Genomic DNA, 16,631 nt, shown 5'->3' with positions numbered 1-16,631 from the left:
GTTAACGCAAAGGAGTGAAGGAGATGAGCAAAAAACGCCGCGCCAGCCTCAAAGCTGAGCTGTTTGTGACCATCCTGTTTTTTGCCGGTCTGGCTGTGTTTGCTTATCCCTTCGTGGCCCGCGCTGTGAATACCCTCACCTTAAGTGCGCGGGTGACGCGGGATCGGAAAAAGGCCGAAGCCAATGTGAAGCGGCAGCAGGCGAAGATCAAGCGAGAAAACGAAGCTTTGGCCGAGCAAGGCTTGCGCCCGAATGCTGATGTTTTCACCCAAAAAGGGCAAGGGGTGCAGCAGATCAAAGCGCTCCGTGAGCACCTGATTGGGGCCGTCACGATCCCCAGTCTGGCGGTGAACTTGCCGCTTTACGACACCACCAATGAAGTCCTGATGGAATCAGGCGCGGTGGTGCTGCCAGGGACGAGTTTCCCGACTGGCGGTGCTAGCACGCACACGGTGGTGACTGCCCATAGCGGTATTCCCAGCAAGACGCTGTTCGATGATCTGCATGAGCTGAAAAAAGGCCAGCTGTTCATCTTCACCGTCGATGGTGAGCATCTCGCCTACAAGGTGAATCGCATTAAGGTGATTGAGCCAGATGATGTGTCGAGTTTGCAGATTGAGCCAGGTAAGGACCTGGCCACGCTCATGACTTGCACGCCAATCGGGCAAAATTCTCACCGCCTGCTGGTCACCGGCTACCGGGTCCCTTACACGGAGCAAGCCGCCAAGGCCAGTGCTCGGAGCAACACCCGCGCTAAGGCCTTGAGCTGGGCGGTGATTGCGGCCGCAGTGCTGGGGCTGGCGCTCCTTGGGTATCTGATTTACCGCCTCGTGCGGAAGCACCGTCGCCGTTAAGGTAGCAGAACGTCCTCGTTCATGAAGCGAGGGCGTTTTTGCATGCGCGAAAAAATTAAAATAACGTTGACAGGGTAACTACTCACTGTTACTATGTACCGGTACCTAGCAACAAAGAGTAGCTATCATTTGGCCCACTCTTGCTAGGACTCACAAGCTAGCAAGTGCCGCATGCCGCCAAGCGAAGGCGGCGTCAGAGAAAGGTGAAGACAGTGAAGGGTTTAACGGAATTACTCAAAGGCGCGCTGGAAGGCATTGTCCTGCAGCGCATCAGCGAAGGCGAAACATACGGCTACGAGATCACGACGTATCTGGTCCACTTGGGCTTTGAAGATATCGTGGAAGGCACGGTATATACCGTGCTGCTGCGGCTGGAGAAAAAAGGGCTGCTCAATGTTGATCGGCGTAAGTCAGAAATGGGCCCGCCGCGCAAGTTCTACACGTTAAACTCAGCCGGTGCCCAATATCTAAAGGAATTTTGGCAGAAGTGGGAGTTTTTAGCCGCCACCATGGCCACATTGAAGGAGCAAGGTAATGACGAACATTAAAAACAGTATTAATAACATGATCAAGGACAAGCAGCGGTACCGGCAATTCCTTAAGGACGTCAAGCAACTGCCGACCCCTTATGCTGATACGGTGACGGCGTTAACTAAGTATATTTGGAACTTCGCCGGTAGCGGCGCGATGATGGATGTGCTGGAGGAAGTGCTGCACATCTTTCAAGAAAGTGCGGCTGATCAGGTCCCAGTCCGGCAAATTGTCGGTGAGGATCCGGTGGAATTTGCCGAAAATATCATGGCGCAATACCCAGAAGAAATGTGGCTGATTAAGTATCGAAAGCAGCTACGGCAGAAAGTCCAAGAGGCGGAGCAAAAATGAAAGCAATCGTTGTCAAAGGCGTGACCAAGGACTTTGGCGCGCTGCCGGTGCTGAAAGGCGTCAATCTTGAAGTGGAGCAAGGCGAAATCTTCACCTTGCTAGGCGCAAATGGAGCCGGGAAAAGCACATTGATCAACATTCTCACCACCCTGTCGCAGCCGACTGCCGGCACTGTGGCCATCATGGGGCTGGACCCGCGCACGGCTGGCAACCAGGTGCGCCGGCTGATGAGCTTGAATGCGCAGGCCACCACGTTGGACGGCGAATTCACCGGTGCCGAGAACCTGAGCTTGATTGCCCGGCTGCGAGGGGTGAAGGATGTCCCAGCCGAGATTAATGGACTGGCGCAGCGGCTGGATTTGACCAGCTTTTTGAACCGGAAAGTCAAAACTTATTCTGGTGGCATGCGGCGGCGGTTGGACTTAGCCATGTCCTTGCTGGGTAATCCGCAGCTGATTTTTCTGGATGAGCCGACCACCGGCGTTGATCCGCAAAACCGCCTCGCGCTGTGGCAGATGATTAGAGAACTGCGCGATGCTGGCAAAACCGTGTTCCTCACGACGCAGTATCTCGATGAGGCTGACGCTTTGTCCGACCATATCGCGTTCATCCATGATGGCGTGATTGTTAAATCGGGCACGCCAGCGGCTATCAAGCAGCGGGTTACGGCCACTTATACGCTGCAGGTGGCGCCAGCTGATGAAGCTGTCGCAACCGCCACACTCGGGGCGGCAGGCATCGCCTTTGCCCCAACTGAACATGGGCTTTCGCTGACCGCTAAGCAGGCCGAGCCAGCCCTGACGGCACTGCTCGATGCAGGCGTCACGGTGACCCATTACGACCAGGACGAAACCGATTTGGAATCGGTCTTCCTCAATGTCACCAAGGAGGCAGCCCATGCAAACCTTTAACCAGCTCCGTACGTTAACCGGCCGCATCATCCGGCAAAACCTGACCAACGCCGATACGATTATCACGGTGATTGCGATGCCGGTGTTCATGTTGCTGTTTTTCGTCTACGTGATGGGCGGCAACATTGCCACGACTGGTGCAGGCGGCGCCCAGGCGTATCTCCGGTATGCTTTGCCCGGTTTTTTGCTGCTGACAATGGCAATGGGGTCCGCCTACACCTCAATGCGTATTAACCTGGATCGCACCTCAGGCTTTTTGGATCGATTGCACTCACTGCCGATTGCCCGCTGGGTGATTTTGGGCTCACATGTCCTCGCGTCAGTGACCTTTATGCTGATGGCCGAAGCGTTGGTCTTTCTGGTTGGCGTGCTGATTGGTTACCGCGCTGATGTGACCTTAAGTTCGGCACTGCTGTTTGTCGGCTTGTCGGTGTTGTTCGGCCTAGGCATCACGCTGCTGGCAATTCCGTTTTCCCTGAAGGCGGATAACTATGCTTCCGCTGGGGGGTTCTCGTATGTGCTGCTGATGCTGCTGTTTGTTAGCTCGGCTTTAATGCCCACCACCGGGATGGCCAAGCCCGTGCAGATGTTTGCTGATCATCAGCCGATGACGCCGATTGTGAACACCGCCCGCGGCCTGCTCAATCAGGCCGTGGCGGTGAGCCAGCACACTGAATGGCTCGCGGTCGGTTGGCTAGTCGGCGCCATTGTGGTTTGCGGTTTCCTGTCTTATCGGGTGTATGTGCGGATGTTTCTAACGCGTTAGCCTGCAACTAAAAAGTGTGGCCCCGGCAGAATTGCTGGGGCCACATTTTTGGGTTGGCGTTAATGGGCAAAATGCGCTAGGTGAGCAGCGAGGTACTGGCCGGTATGACCGGCTTGGCTTTGGGCCACTTCCTGTGGTGTGCCGCTGGCGACGATTTCACCGCCGAACCGGCCGCCTTCAGGACCAAGGTCAAGGAGGTAGTCGGCATTGGCCAAAACGTCAAGGTCGTGTTCAATGGTGAGCACCGTGCCGCCAGCGTCAATCAGATGCTGAAACACTTGCAGTAAGGTGGCCACGTCCAGAGGATGCAGGCCGACCGAGGGTTCATCGAAGACAAACAGCGTGCCTTTTTGGCTTTTCCCCATGTGGGCCGTGAGCTTGAGGCGCTGGGCCTCGCCGCCGGAGAGACTGGGGGTGCTTTCACCGAGGTGCAAATAGCCCAGCCCCATGTCGTGGAGCGTCTGCAAGGTTTGCTCAATCGCGGGTTGGTCAGCGAACACCGGCAGGGCTTCATCGACGCCAAGATTCAACAGATCCGCAATGGACTGGCCCTGCCACTTGATCTCTAGCACTTCAGGGTTGTAGCGCCGGCCTTGGCAAGTTGGGCAAACCTGCTGCATATCAGGCAGGTATTGGATGTCCAAACTGATTTGGCCAGTGCCGCCGCAAGTCGGGCAGGCGCCAGCAGTGACGTTATAGGAGAAGTTGCTGGCGGTGTAGCCGCGCTGTTGACTGGCCGGCAAGCTAGCAAACAAGTCGCGCAGGCGGTCGAGAATGTTGGTGTAGGTTGCCACCGTTGAGCGGACATTTTTGCCGACGGGACTGGCATCAATGGCCACCACGCGCCGCAGTCCGCCGCGGTGCCAGTCTTGGACAAAGCTGGGCGCCAGCTTGGCTTTGGTCGCCGTTAAGGCTGGCACCAGTGCGTCAAATACCAGCGTCGACTTACCCGCCCCAGAAAAGCCGGACACGGCGCTCAGCTGATTGACTGGGAAGGTGGCAGTGAGATTGTGCAGGTTGAAGCGGTCGGTGACGGTGACGCCATACCACTTTTTGGCGGTTACGGTGGCGCGCTTGGCAGTGGGCCGGACAATCAAATCGGCCTGGCCGGTGAGATACGGGCCAATCAAGGAGTGCGGGGCCTTGGCGATGGCGGCCGGCGAGCCTTGATTGATCAACCGACCCCCTGCCGCCCCGGCACTAGGACCAATTTCAAGCACCTCATCAGCGGCTTCGATAATGGCCGTGTCGTGATCAACCACCACGACGGAATTACCTTGTGCAACCAAACCGCGCATGACCGCAATCAAACCGGCCACGTTAGCCGGATGCAGGCCAATCGACGGTTCATCAAGCACATACAGCACACCAGTAGTTTGCGTGCGCAGGGTACGCGAAAGTTGAATCCGTTGCAGTTCACCAGTGGACAAGCTGGCGCCGGCGCGACTGAGTTGCAGATAAGACAGCCCCAAATCCAGCAGTGGCTGCAAAATCGTGGTTAACTCGCGGATGATATCATGGGCTAAAGCCTGCATGTCCTCTGGCAGCCAGGTATAGATGGTGGGAATGAACGCCTTCAGGTCACTCAGCGTCATGGCGGAGACATCGGCAATGGTCTTGCCGGCAATCAGCTGATGCAGCAGCTCTGGCCGAAAGCGCGTGCCATGGCAAGTCGGGCATACATCGAAGCGATAGAAACGATTCAGCCGGGTGATGGCGCGCTCGTTCGTGGTCGTCGCCATGGAGTCTTCCACGGCGTTGAAGGCATTTTCGAACATGGCATTGTCCATGTGGAAAATCTTGCCGGATTTGCTGGGAATATTAATCGAGTAGGTGCGCTTGGTGCCATGCCAAACCATGTCTTGCTGCTTTTTGGGCAGGTCTTGAAATGGCGTGTCGATATCGATGCCGATTTGCTGGGCCACCAGCGGCATAAAGTTGCGGCCTGGCAGACGCCAAGAAGCAACGGCGCCGTTGCGAATGGTCAGGCTGGGGTCGGGTATTAGGCGATCCGTGGCCAGAGTTTTGGCTTCCCCGGTGCCGTTACAAGTGGGGCAGGCGCCGGCGGAGTTGAAGGCAAAATCTTCCGCGCTGAAAGCTTGGAATTTGACGCCACAAGTGGGACAGGTGATTTCACCCATGCCGCTGCCAGGTTGATTAGGGAGATCCATGCTCTGGGCGATGGCCAGCGTGGGCGGGACCTGATGGCCATTGGGACACTGCGGCGACCCCAGGCGAGAAAACATCAGGCGCAAGACATTCAGCGCCTCAGTGGTGGTGCCGACAGTGGAGCGAATGCCAGGCACCACTGGCCGCTGACGCAAGGCAATGGCACTGGGGATGTGCTGAATCGATTCGACTTGGGCATGGCCGACTTGGCCGAGCCGGCGCCGGGTGTAAGTCGACAGCGCCGAGACGTAGCGCCGCATGCCTTCTGCATACAACACACCCATCGCCAGCGATGATTTGCCGGAGCCGCTGCGGCCGGTAATCGCCACGAGCTTGTGCAGGGGGATATTCACATTAACATGTTTGAGGTTATTGACGTACGCGCCAGTGACCCGAATTTGATCTGGAATCGTGGTAGACTGTGACATAGAAACCCTTCTTGGTGGATAAATTTGATGGTGAAAGTAGGCAAAACATGACTGAGCAACCTTTGAAACATCGCAGTATTCGCGACTTTGCCGCGGCGCCGAGTGCTGCGCAACAGGCAGCACTCGAAACCACCGCGCAGGAAACCGCCTCGAGCAATTATTTGCAGCAGTTCACCTTGATTAAGGTGACGGATACGACCAAAAAGCAGGCCGTCGCTGAGTTGACGCATTGTCCGTTTGTGGCCGGGCCGGGGCTGCTTTATGTGTTCGTACTGGATACCCACCGCAACTTACGGCAGGTCCCTGATGCTGACGCCCATAATTTAACCGGCTGGGCGGCGTTGCTCGCCGGTGCCGCGGATTGCCAATTGGCAGCGCAGGCGCTGGTTAGTGAAGCCGAAACCCAGGGCTTAGGGACGTGCTACCTAGGCAGTATCTTAAATGATTCGCGGCAGATGATTAGCCTTTTGAAGTTGCCGCGTCATACTTTCCCGTTGCTCGGCGTGATGGTGGGGGTGCCGGAAGGCTTATCCCAGCCCAAACCCCGCCTGCCGCATGCGGTGGTGGTTGGGGACAATCAATACCCAACCTGGGATGCTGCTGCCCTTCAGGACTATGATAACACCACCCGCGATTATTATCGGAATCGCCCGGTGAATGCCCGCGATAGCGGCTTCGTCGACATGCTTTTGGCCTACACAAAAACCGACCTGCATCAAAGAGATGAGATCGGTCAGATTTTGAAAGTCCAAGGGTTTGAGCTACCGCAATGATTACTCGGGATTAATCAGCACCTCATTGGCTTGATCCAGTAAGGCAATGAGTTTGTTGAATTGCTTTTTACCCAGGCCGGCCTTGAGCGTGTTCATCGGCTTGAAATAGGCCTCCGCCATTTCTCGCACTGCTTCCTTGCCCGGTTCGGTGACCACCAAGGTAAAACTGCGATTATCGTTAGGGTCGCCGATCCTCTCCAGCAGGCCATCATCGAGTAGCGGTCCCATCATTTTGGTGATGGCGGCTTTAGATAGGCCCATGGCATCAGCCAGTTCGGTCGGGGTGGGTGGCGTATCCTCTGCCGCCACCCAAAACAGCAGATTTTGTTGGGCCAGGGGCCGCTCCTGGGCGCCTTCTGTGGCGGTGAGGCGGGTGAACTGGTTCAAGGTTTGGTTAATTTGAAGATGACGTAACTTCATGAAGTTCACTTCCTTTATGTGGGTGATCTGGTTGACTACTTTAAGCATAGCCGGTTGCCAGTAAGGAAAGCAATTAAGAGGCGTCAGGGAAAATGGAAGGAGTATGCACATGACCCCAGAAGCACAATTGATGGCCTACGCGGAGGAGGTACTGGCGGCGGACCATAGCGGCCACGGCTTGGACCATATCAAGCGGGTGGTGGCCACGGTTAAAACCCTGCTAGCGCAAACGCCAGCAGCTAATCCGCGGGTGGCCATTGCCGCGGCGACGCTGCATGATACCTATGATGATAAACTGGTGGCCGATGTAGCGGTCGCTAAAGCTCAAACTGGCAAGGCGTTGACCGCAGCAGGCTATGCCGATGAGGAGCAACAGGCGATTTTTGCCATTATCGATCACATGAGCTTTAAGGCCAACCTAGCTGGCCACCAGCCCCTGACCCTGACTGGCCAGCTGGTGCAAGATGCTGATCGCCTGGATGCGATTGGCGCCATTGGGATTGCCCGGGCGCTGATGTATGGCGGTGCTCATGCCCGCCGGTTGTACGATCCAGCAGTGCCACCGCGCCGCGCGCTGGACGCGACCAGCTACCGCGATGCCACCAGTACCACGATTGACCATTTTTACGAAAAGCTGCTCAAACTCAAGGATCAAATGAACACCGAAGCAGCCAAAACCTTGGCCGCAGGGCGTCAGCAAGTCATGCTTGACTATCTCGCTGAGTTCAAAGCCGAGTGGCAAGGTGAACGGTAAAAAAATCTGCCGGAATTTTCCGGCCGAGGGTTGCGAGCACCTGATATATATAGTATATTGTTTAGGCAGTTGTTTTTACGAACAACGACATGCCGTCTTAGCTCAGTAGGTAGAGCGCATCCATGGTAAGGATGAGGTCGTCGGTTCAAATCCGATAGACGGCTGCACAGACCCGACAGAGATGTCGGGTCTTTTTGATATCAGGCTGCGAAGGCCACCGTACTTAGCCCAATGAGCAGCCCAACCCAAGGCATTGCCGCTGCTTTTTGGCGGCGAGGCCTTGGGTGTAGCTGGTCACTCGGGCGTTGGTGGCCTGAGCGCAACTATAAAGGCTGCGGAGATCGGCGAACTTAGCTCGACGAATAGCCTAGCTCAGAACATTGTCGGCGCACTTTGCCGACGAGGCTCTGAGCGTAGCTATTCGCTCGGGCGTTGCCGACCGGAGCGCAACTACGCAGGCTGCACTTACCCCAAAGCGCAACTAGAAACTGCAGAAAAGAGGTTCCTCATGCTCAAACTACTTGGACGGGCATTGCTGACGATGCTGGCGTTTGTCGCTTATTCCTTTGCTCAGTCGCTGGCCCTGGTGCCAACCTTAATGACGAAAGGCCAAGCCAGCGCCTTTGAAGTGGCTGGCGTGTTCGTCGTGGTGTTTGGTGCCTTACTTTGGGGACTATGGCGCTTGTACCAACGCTTTTTGGCGAAGGAGCCGCAAGGGAAGCAATGGGGGCTCAAGCGCCTGGATCGACAGACACTGGGCTTTACCGTGCTGATGGCGGCGCTGCTAATGCTCATTCAAATCGGTGGCGGCTACTTGCAATTGCGGCACATCACCGCCGAACCCGCCAATCAAAGCGCCCTTTTGCAGTTGATGCAGCAAGCCCCATTGGCGATGGTGCTGATTGCTTGCGTCGGCGGCCCGGCAGCGGAAGAATTGATTTTCCGCGGACTATTGATGCATTGTTTCCCGCATCAGGATCAAATGCGCTGGCGCGCCTTAAGCGGCTTGGTGTCGGCGGTCATTTTTGGCCTTGCGCATAGCGGCTTCAGCGATCCGCTGAACTGGCTGATTTATGCTGGTCTCGGCGCCGTGTTTGCAGCAACGTATGCCCACACCAAAGATATTCGCTATTCGCTGGTCTTGCATTTTCTCAACAACTTAGCCGCATTATTATGATCAGGCATCGCGTTTGCGGTGCTTTTTTATGTGGTTGGCAGACTTGAACCGCGCCCGGCGTAAGTGTACCCTCGAGTCTGTAAGCGGTTTAAGCACAAGGAGGAATTCGCATGGTAAAACGTTTGATTAGTGCCAATACCAGTGAGGTATTGGCCATGAATGGTGAGGAATTAAAGCAAAGCATCAAGGCCTCAGAAGGGCGCACGGTGCTGTCAGAGAATGTGGTGCTGCATGAGCCTGGTGATGGCATCACCACCGCCGAAATTGCGGCGGCGTTTGGCGCGGATTTGATTTTGCTGAATGTGCTGGATGTGTTTAATCCGGTGATTTTGGGCTTGTATCCCGGCGAAGAAACACTGGCCACAGCCAAGCCGCATCATGATGGCGAAAGCATTCATCGCCTGCAGAAGCTGGTCGGCCGGCCCATCGGCGTCAACCTTGAGCCGGTGGATCCTGATGCTGACATGGCGGAGAACCGCCGCGTCATTCCTGAAGGGCGGATGGCCTCAGAAAAGACTTTGATTGAAGCGGAAAAACTCGGGATGAATTTTGTCTGCCTGACCGGCAATCCTGGCACCGGTGTTACCAACGCTCAAATCGCCGCTAACATCAAAGTGGCCAAGCGCGTCTTCAGCGGTTTGATCATCGCTGGTAAAATGCACGGCGCTGGCGTAAACGAACCGGTGGTCTCCGTGGAAGCCACGCAAAGCTTCCTAGAGGCTGGGGCTGATGTCATTTTGGTGCCAGCGGTTGGGACCGTGCCAGGGCTCGATGATGCTGACATTAAGGCTGTGGTGCAACTGGCACACGCCCATGACGCGCTAGTGATGAGCACCATTGGCACGTCGCAGGAAGGCTCTGGCGCCAGCTATGTGGAGTCAATCGCTATTCGCAATAAAATCGATGGTGTCGACATTCAACACATGGGGGATGCCGGCTGGGGCGTCGTGTCACCACTCGAAAATCTTTACGCCTTAAGCCGCGCGATTCGCGGCGAGCGGCATACCATCTCCCGGATGGCACGGTCCATTAACCGTTAATCTGGGGTCAAAGTAAGAAAAAGACCGTCATTGTCCAAACTGGACGATGGCGGTCTTTGCGTTATGAGTGGATTTGTGCGGCTGGCTGATTCGTGTACAAACTGGGGTCAAGGCTGGTTAACAGCGGACTCGGTGCGTCCAAACTGATCAAAACCAAGGTGTGCAAAGCGCGGGAGGCCAAGGTGTACAAGGTATCGCGGTCGCCGGGGTGTTTGTACGTCGCTTGCGAAACGTCAAAGCCAATCACCGCATCGAATTCGAGCCCTTTGGCCAGGTAAACCGGTAAAATCACACAGCCGGTTTGCATCTGATGGTCATTGGGTGAGAGCAGGGTAATCGGCACGTCGAGCTGGAGCGTCGTGAACAGCTGCTCGGCGGTTTGCATATCCCGGGTCAAAATCGCCACCGTTGTGTTGGTGGCGAGGAGTTGGGTCACCTGCTTGATGAGGCCGTTGCGGAAGTCCGTGCGGGGCAGGGTGAGCACCTGCGGTTTTTGACCGTCGCGGTTGAAGGCCTGAATGTGATCACTGGCCGGCAAAAAGGCTTTGGCGAAGTTGGTGATGGGCAGCGTGGACCGATAGCTGCGGTTCAAGGCAATGAGCCGCATGCTGCTGCGCGGAAAGACGGTTTTGATTTCGTGGCTGAAATCACTCGGCGCATAGTCGCTGCTGAAAACATCTTGGCGCGCATCGCCCAGCAGAGTCAGCTTGGCTTTAGGGAAGGCGAAGTGCAAATAGCGCAGCTGCGCCATGCTGTAATCCTGCATTTCATCAATGAAGACATATTGAATGTTGTGGTTACGGCCAGTGCCAGCAATCAAATCACGCAGGTACAGAATCGGGGCGGCATCGCTGAGGCGCAGGACATGTTGTTCCAAGTCTTGGCGGTAAGCGGTGATCATCTCTTGCCACACCGCCGCGTTCACCGGCGCTTGGCATTGGCTCAAGAAGCGTGCGTAATCTTCATACGGATCCAAGAAGTAGTCATTGTAGATGGCATCATACACCGGGGCGAAGGCCTGCTTGACGAGCTGGGTGGCAATATAACGCTGCTCGTCTTCGCCGGTGTCGAAGCGGCGGTCCTGCAAAAAGTCGCGAATCTGCTCATCGCTTAAGCTGCCCAAGGCGTCTTGCACCCAGTCTTCATACACCGCCATTTTGATGCGGGTTTTCAGGCGGCGAATGAGCGTATTTTTGGTGTCGAGGAATTTGTTGGCCGCGGTGGCTTGCGCCGGCTGGCTGGCGTAAATTTTGGCAATCGTACTGGCGGCGAAGAAGACTTCACCGTTCAGGACGATGTCGACAAAGTAGGGAATCTGGCCGGGTGTGTTGGCGTAAGTTTTCAGGGCAGTTAAGTAGGCGGCGTCTTCCTTGTAGCGCCGCATGGTTTTGGCTGCTGCCGGGAGGCCATTTAAGTCGCGTTCATAGCGTTCGAACAAGGTTTCCACATGCAATCCAGAGAAACGCTTGGCCAAAAATTCGCCTAAGGTGGCCTGGCGCATGTTCTTTTCCCCTAAACTGGGCAGCACGGCGGAAATGTAGTTGGCAAACAGCTGGTTGGGCGAAAAGAGCACCATTTGATCGGCGTCCAAACCGCTTTGACTGTGGTACAGCAGGTAGGCAACGCGCTGGAGCACCGCGGAAGTTTTCCCTGAACCGGCGACCCCTTGCACCACCAGCAAGTCGTGGCTGGTGTCGCGGATGATGTCATTTTGTTCCTGTTGAATGGTGGCGACGATGTTCTTCATATAGATGTCGCTTTGCGCACCCAGCACGGCTTGCAGGATTTCGTCGCCGACGGTTTCATCGGTATCGAACATATTGGTGATGTGGCCATTTTGAATGGTGAACTGGCGTTTGTTGACCAGCTGCACGGTTTCGGGGCCAAACGGGGCAGCGTAGGTGACTGGCCCCAATGTGCCGTTGTAGTAAATGGCGGCAATCGGGGCCCGCCAGTCATACACCAAAAATTCATCATCGCTGTCGATGAAAGTGCCCAGACCAATGTACAAAGTGTCAGGCTGGCCGTCTTGAATGATGTCGATGCGGCCGAAATACGGGTTGTCTTGTAAGAGCCGGAGCCGCTTTTGCTCGCTTGCGAGAATCATTTCGTTTTCCACCGCACGGGCAACCATGGTTTTCTGCTGCTGGACGGCAGCGTTGGTTTCCATCCGGTCATCGATTTCGGTGACGTTAACGCGAGTGGCTTCGCCGTATGCCTGCTCGATGCGGGTGGTTTCCGCATGCGCCTTGGCGATTTGATCGGCAATGGCGACCAATCTGGCCTTGATGCGACTGCGCACCCAGTCCACCCGGGTTTGTTCTTCGGCTTGAGTCATATTTTGCACAGCGAAGGCCTCCTTTGGTGAAATCGTCCTACTAGTTTAGGGCACCGGCGCGCAAAAGTAAAGCGAGCAGCGCACGGCTGTTCGCTTACGATTTGTCAGCTATGTTATGATTAAAGTATCAATAAAAGCCTTGGAGGCGCAACATGCAGAACTTATGGGAGACCTTCCTGACCCGGCGCGGTGACCTGCTGGCGGCGCTCGGCGAACATATTCAACTGTCGCTGATTGCTTTGCTACTGGCGTTATTAATTGCGGTGCCGTTGGGAATTTGGGCGCAAAACCACCCGCGTTTTGCCGGGGCGCTGCTTCAGGTGACTGGGGTGCTCCAAACCATTCCCTCACTGGCGCTTTTGGGGTTACTGATTCCCATTGTCGGCATTGGCACGGCGCCCGCCATTATCGCGCTGGTGGTGTACGCCTTGCTGCCGATTTTTCAAAATACATACACGGGCCTGCACGAGATTGATCCAGCTTACACCGAGGCAGCGGATGCCTTTGGAATGTCGAAGCCGCTGAAGCTGGTGAAGGTGCAGCTGCCACTGGCGATGCCGGTGATTATCGGCGGCATTCGCACTGCCACCGTACTGATTATCGGCACCGCCACCTTGGCGGCGTTGGTCGGTGGTGGTGGCCTGGGGACGTTTATTTTGCTTGGCATCAACCGTAATGACACGACCTTGACCCTGCTGGGCGCCATTGCTGCGGCGCTGCTTGCGCTAGTGTTTTCCTGGTTCATCGCGCGGCTGCAAAAATGGCCATGGCGGGTGTCAGTGGGCGTGCTAGCGGCCTTAGCGTTGGCTTTTGGCGGCACTGCCGTGTATCAGGCGATTGCCCCACAGCCGGAAACCATCGTGGTGGCTGGCAAGCTGGGGAGCGAGCCTGAGATTTTGATCAATATGTACAAGCAATTGATTGAACAAGCGGACGCCAATGTCAAAGTCAGCCTGAAGCCTAACTTTGGCCAAACCAGCTTTCTTTTTAATGCGTTGAAGAGTAAAAAAATTGATGTCTATCCTGAATTTACCGGCACCGTGGTCACTAGTTTGGTGAAACCCACGGCCAAGCAAAATCAGGCCATTGCTAATGGCGCCGACAGCTACCCGATTGCGGAAAAGCTGCTTAATCAGCAGCAGCTGACCATGGGCAAACCGATGAAATACAATAATACTTATGCCGTGGTGGTGAAGCAGGATTTTGCTAAAGCTCACCAAATCACCAAATTATCACAGCTCAATCAGTTTGCCACGCCGCTCAAAGCCGGCTTTGATTTGGAGTTCAACTCCCGGCAAGACGGGTACAAAGGCATCCAAAGTTTGTATGGTTTGACCTTTAATGTGAAGACCCTCGATGCCTCACTGCGGTATCAAGCGCTGGATGGCGGTCAGGTGCAGGTCACCGATGGCTACTCAACCGATTCGCAAATCCGCCAGTATCACCTGCTGGCGCTGAAAGACGACAAGCAGCTGTTTCCGGTGTATCGTGGCGCCCCGCTGATGCGTCAGGATTTTGCCAAAGCGCATCCGCAGGTGGTCAAAGCCTTGAATCAATTGGCTAATCGCATCACGGAACCGGAAATGCAGGAAATGAACTACCAAGTCAATGTGAAAGGGCAAAGTGCGGCCAAAGTGGCCAAAGCTTACCTAAAGGCCCATGGCTTGCTCAAGGAGGCGCGCTGATGAACGTCTTAAAATTTGACCATGTCACCAAGCGCTACGATGGCCGCGCCGTGGTCGAGGACTTGTCCTTGACGATTGGGGAAGGGGAGCTGTTCGTGCTGGTCGGGGCCTCTGGCTCTGGGAAAACCACCACTTTGAAAATGATCAACCGACTGATTGAGCCCACCGATGGCGATATTTACTTCAATGATAAGCGCCTGATTGATACAGATTTGCGCGATTTGCGCTGGAACATTGGCTATGTCTTGCAACAGATTGCCCTGTTTCCGAACATGACCGTTGGCGCCAATATTGCGCTGATTCCCCAGATGAAACACTGGCCGAAAGATCAAATCAAGCAGCGGGTGGATGAGATGCTCGAGGCAGTCGACCTCGCCCCAGAGAAATATCGCGACCGCATGCCAGATGAACTGTCCGGTGGTGAACAGCAACGTGTTGGCATCTGCCGGGCCCTGGCTTCCAAGCCGCCGATGGTTTTGATGGATGAACCGTTCTCGGCGCTAGATCCCATTTCCCGCACCAGCCTACAAGACATGGTGCTGCGGCTGCATCGTAAGCTCAAAACCACCATTGTCTTCGTTACGCATGACATGAATGAAGCCATGAAGCTGGGCGATCGCATCGCGGTGATGCGCTCTGGCAAGCTGCTGCAAGTCGCTACGCCAGAAGAAATTGCCGCCAACCCCGCCACCAGTTTCGTGTCGGACTTCTTTGCCGGCGCGGCGCCGGCGCTGCTGGACACGCCAATTTTTGAACTGGCCAGTTTTGGCACCCCGACCACCGAGCAAGGCAGTTATGCTGAAGACACGCCGCTGCAAGTGGTGTTAGGGCCTCTGGCCGAGGGTAAACACGTGACAGTGACGGCGCAAGCAGGTAACTTTAAGTTGAATGCCTCGCAAGTGCTGGGGTATCTGGCGAAGGCGAAATAGTTGTGAGATTTCATTAGTGTGCTCCTTTCACGCATCAAAAACGCTGACTTTCAGGAGGTTTGATCCTATGGAAAAGTACGATGTCATTGTTATCGGCGGCGGCCCTGGCGGCCTGGCTGCGGCGTATCCTTTGGCCGCTGGCGGCAAGCGGGTGCTAGTGGTGGAGCGCGACTTATGGGGCGGCACCTGCCCCAATTACGGCTGTGACCCCAAGAAAATGCTGTATAGTGCGGTTCAGGCTAAAAAGCGCGCCGCGCGAATGACGCGGGCGGGCCTCGTCGGCATTCCCGACATCAACTGGCCGAACCTGATGGCCTTTAAAACCAGCTACACCGAAACGGTGCCTACTGGGACGCGAGCTGGTTTGGTGGATCAACGCATCGCGGTGGTCGACGGCGAAGCGCATTTTGTGGATGAGCAAACCATTGTGGTAGGCGAGCAGTCCTTTTGGGGCGCTGACATCATTATTGCCACTGGCTTGCAGCCGGTGCTGCCCAATGTTCCTGGCAGTAGCTTAGTGCAAACCAGTCGTGATTTTCTTGAAATGCCGCAAATGCCGCAGAAAATTGCCTTCATCGGCGCCGGCTATGTGGGCATGGAACTGGCTAACATCGCCGCGGCTGCCGGGGCGGAAGTGCATATCATCATGCACGGTGACCGCGCCTTGCGCGCCTTCCCAGCCGCTGCGGTGACCGCCTTGGAAACCGAAATGGCGACCGGCCACGTTTATTTCCACAAGAACGTTACCTTGGATGCCATTGAACCGCTTGGCAACGGCGTGCGGCTGATGGCACCGGATTTCACGCTGGATGTGCAACAAGTCTTCGCCGCCATGGGCCGGCGCCCGGATGACCAACTGATGCTCAATCGCGGCCGCATTCGGTCTACGCCACAAGGTATCCTGGTCAACGACCACCTGCAAACCAGCAATCCCCATGTCTATGCCATTGGGGACGTCGTGGCGAAAACCCAGCCGAAGCTTACGCCAGTCGCCGGCTATGAAGGCCGCTATGTCGCCGCCCAAATTCTTGGTGACACCGAGCCTATCACTTACCCAGCCATTCCGGTCACGGTGTATGGCGCTTTGGAAGTGGCCCAAGTTGGCCTGAGCGAAGCCGAAGCTAAGGCCGCGCCCGACTACTATACCATCAACACCCAGGATGTCACGCACTGGTACACTTATAACCGCACCTTGGAGCCCCACGCCAGCGTCACTATCATCAAAGCAAAAGCCACTGATGAAGTGGTCGGCGCCGTGGTGGTATCCAGCAGTGCCGAAGACCTGATCAACGTCCTCACGGTGGCAATCAATCAGCACTTAACCGCAGAAGCCGTCAACGCCATGATTTTTGCTTACCCAAGCGAGGCCAGCGATTTGAGCTATTTACTATAACGACAGACTTGGCTAGGCCGGCTTAAAGCCGTCGAGATGATCACTTGAGTCGCCGCTTTCAATTAGGCGGATTGATCAGTCAGCCATCGATGTAGGGCAGGGCAGCCGGAGC

At 55.7% G+C, this 16,631-nt stretch carries 15 protein-coding genes and 1 tRNA gene; 13 read left to right on the top strand and 3 right to left on the bottom strand.

Annotated elements, in window-relative coordinates; all coding sequences use genetic code 11:
- The first annotated feature begins 23 nt into the window (after positions 1 to 23).
- From JUF11_RS05155 to JUF11_RS05135, 5 genes are all read left to right on the top strand, one after another.
- A complete protein-coding gene (locus JUF11_RS05155; RefSeq protein ID WP_204118643.1) occupies positions 24 to 854 on the top strand; it encodes a class C sortase in 831 nt (276 codons plus the stop codon).
- Positions 855 to 1,066: 212 nt separating this feature from the next.
- Positions 1,067 to 1,402 (top strand): PadR family transcriptional regulator, encoded by a 336-nt coding sequence (locus JUF11_RS05150; RefSeq protein WP_204118678.1) that lies wholly within the window; start codon positions 1,067 to 1,069, stop codon positions 1,400 to 1,402.
- Positions 1,389 to 1,736: a DUF1048 domain-containing protein gene (locus JUF11_RS05145; protein ID WP_204118642.1), complete on the top strand. Its 348-nt coding sequence runs from the start codon at positions 1,389 to 1,391 to the stop codon at positions 1,734 to 1,736. The genes JUF11_RS05150 and JUF11_RS05145 overlap by 14 nt, the downstream gene beginning before the upstream one ends.
- On the top strand, positions 1,733 to 2,647 hold the full coding sequence (locus tag JUF11_RS05140) for an ABC transporter ATP-binding protein (protein WP_204118641.1): 915 nt from the start codon (positions 1,733 to 1,735) through the stop codon (positions 2,645 to 2,647). Before JUF11_RS05145 ends, JUF11_RS05140 begins: the two co-directional genes overlap by 4 nt.
- Complete coding sequence (locus JUF11_RS05135; RefSeq protein ID WP_204118640.1) at positions 2,634 to 3,413, top strand: ABC transporter permease; 780 nt, start codon at positions 2,634 to 2,636, stop codon at positions 3,411 to 3,413. Before JUF11_RS05140 ends, JUF11_RS05135 begins: the two co-directional genes overlap by 14 nt.
- A gap of 59 nt (positions 3,414 to 3,472) precedes the next feature.
- Here the strand turns inward: JUF11_RS05135 and JUF11_RS05130 are convergent, their stop codons facing one another.
- A complete protein-coding gene (locus JUF11_RS05130; RefSeq protein ID WP_204118639.1) occupies positions 3,473 to 6,010 on the bottom strand; it encodes an excinuclease ABC subunit UvrA in 2,538 nt (845 codons plus the stop codon).
- Between the two features lie 47 nt (positions 6,011 to 6,057).
- Between JUF11_RS05130 and JUF11_RS05125 the strand changes: the two genes are divergently transcribed.
- A complete protein-coding gene (locus JUF11_RS05125) occupies positions 6,058 to 6,783 on the top strand; it encodes a nitroreductase family protein (protein WP_204118638.1) in 726 nt (241 codons plus the stop codon).
- On the opposite strand, the gene JUF11_RS05120 is transcribed toward JUF11_RS05125, so the two are convergent.
- Positions 6,784 to 7,203 (bottom strand): MarR family winged helix-turn-helix transcriptional regulator, encoded by a 420-nt coding sequence (locus tag JUF11_RS05120; RefSeq protein WP_204118637.1) that lies wholly within the window; start codon positions 7,201 to 7,203, stop codon positions 6,784 to 6,786.
- A gap of 109 nt (positions 7,204 to 7,312) precedes the next feature.
- On the opposite strand from JUF11_RS05120, the gene JUF11_RS05115 reads away from it, so the two are divergent.
- From JUF11_RS05115 to JUF11_RS05100, 4 genes are all read left to right on the top strand, one after another.
- Positions 7,313 to 7,957: an HD domain-containing protein gene (locus tag JUF11_RS05115; RefSeq protein WP_204118636.1), complete on the top strand. Its 645-nt coding sequence runs from the start codon at positions 7,313 to 7,315 to the stop codon at positions 7,955 to 7,957.
- 91 nt (positions 7,958 to 8,048) lie between these two features.
- Positions 8,049 to 8,121 (top strand) — tRNA-Thr (locus tag JUF11_RS05110).
- Between the two features lie 344 nt (positions 8,122 to 8,465).
- The gene (locus tag JUF11_RS05105; protein ID WP_204118635.1) at positions 8,466 to 9,134 is read left to right on the top strand and encodes a CPBP family intramembrane glutamic endopeptidase; all 669 of its coding nucleotides are present in this window, start codon (positions 8,466 to 8,468) and stop codon (positions 9,132 to 9,134) included.
- Positions 9,135 to 9,244: 110 nt separating this feature from the next.
- The gene (locus JUF11_RS05100) at positions 9,245 to 10,174 is read left to right on the top strand and encodes a DUF7916 family protein (protein ID WP_204118634.1); all 930 of its coding nucleotides are present in this window, start codon (positions 9,245 to 9,247) and stop codon (positions 10,172 to 10,174) included.
- A gap of 61 nt (positions 10,175 to 10,235) precedes the next feature.
- On the opposite strand, the gene helD is transcribed toward JUF11_RS05100, so the two are convergent.
- Complete coding sequence (gene helD / locus JUF11_RS05095) at positions 10,236 to 12,521, bottom strand: RNA polymerase recycling motor HelD (RefSeq protein WP_204118633.1); 2,286 nt, start codon at positions 12,519 to 12,521, stop codon at positions 10,236 to 10,238.
- Positions 12,522 to 12,664: 143 nt separating this feature from the next.
- Between helD and JUF11_RS05090 the strand changes: the two genes are divergently transcribed.
- The 3 genes from JUF11_RS05090 (at position 12,665) to JUF11_RS05080 (ending at position 16,519) form a co-directional block, all read left to right on the top strand.
- Entirely contained in the window at positions 12,665 to 14,197 is a 1,533-nt protein-coding gene (locus tag JUF11_RS05090; RefSeq protein ID WP_204118632.1) for an ABC transporter permease/substrate-binding protein, read from the top strand.
- Positions 14,197 to 15,126: an ABC transporter ATP-binding protein gene (locus JUF11_RS05085; protein WP_204118631.1), complete on the top strand. Its 930-nt coding sequence runs from the start codon at positions 14,197 to 14,199 to the stop codon at positions 15,124 to 15,126. The genes JUF11_RS05090 and JUF11_RS05085 overlap by 1 nt, the downstream gene beginning before the upstream one ends.
- A gap of 67 nt (positions 15,127 to 15,193) precedes the next feature.
- Positions 15,194 to 16,519 (top strand): dihydrolipoyl dehydrogenase family protein, encoded by a 1,326-nt coding sequence (locus tag JUF11_RS05080; protein WP_204118630.1) that lies wholly within the window; start codon positions 15,194 to 15,196, stop codon positions 16,517 to 16,519.
- Positions 16,520 to 16,631: the final 112 nt, after the last annotated feature.

Origin of the sequence: Lacticaseibacillus suilingensis (assembly GCF_016861845.1) — a bacterium.
In the GTDB taxonomy this organism is placed as follows: domain Bacteria; phylum Bacillota; class Bacilli; order Lactobacillales; family Lactobacillaceae; genus Lacticaseibacillus; species Lacticaseibacillus suilingensis.
The sequence above is the reverse complement of the archived record's forward strand: the minus strand, read 5'-3'. Positions and strand labels throughout refer to the sequence as shown.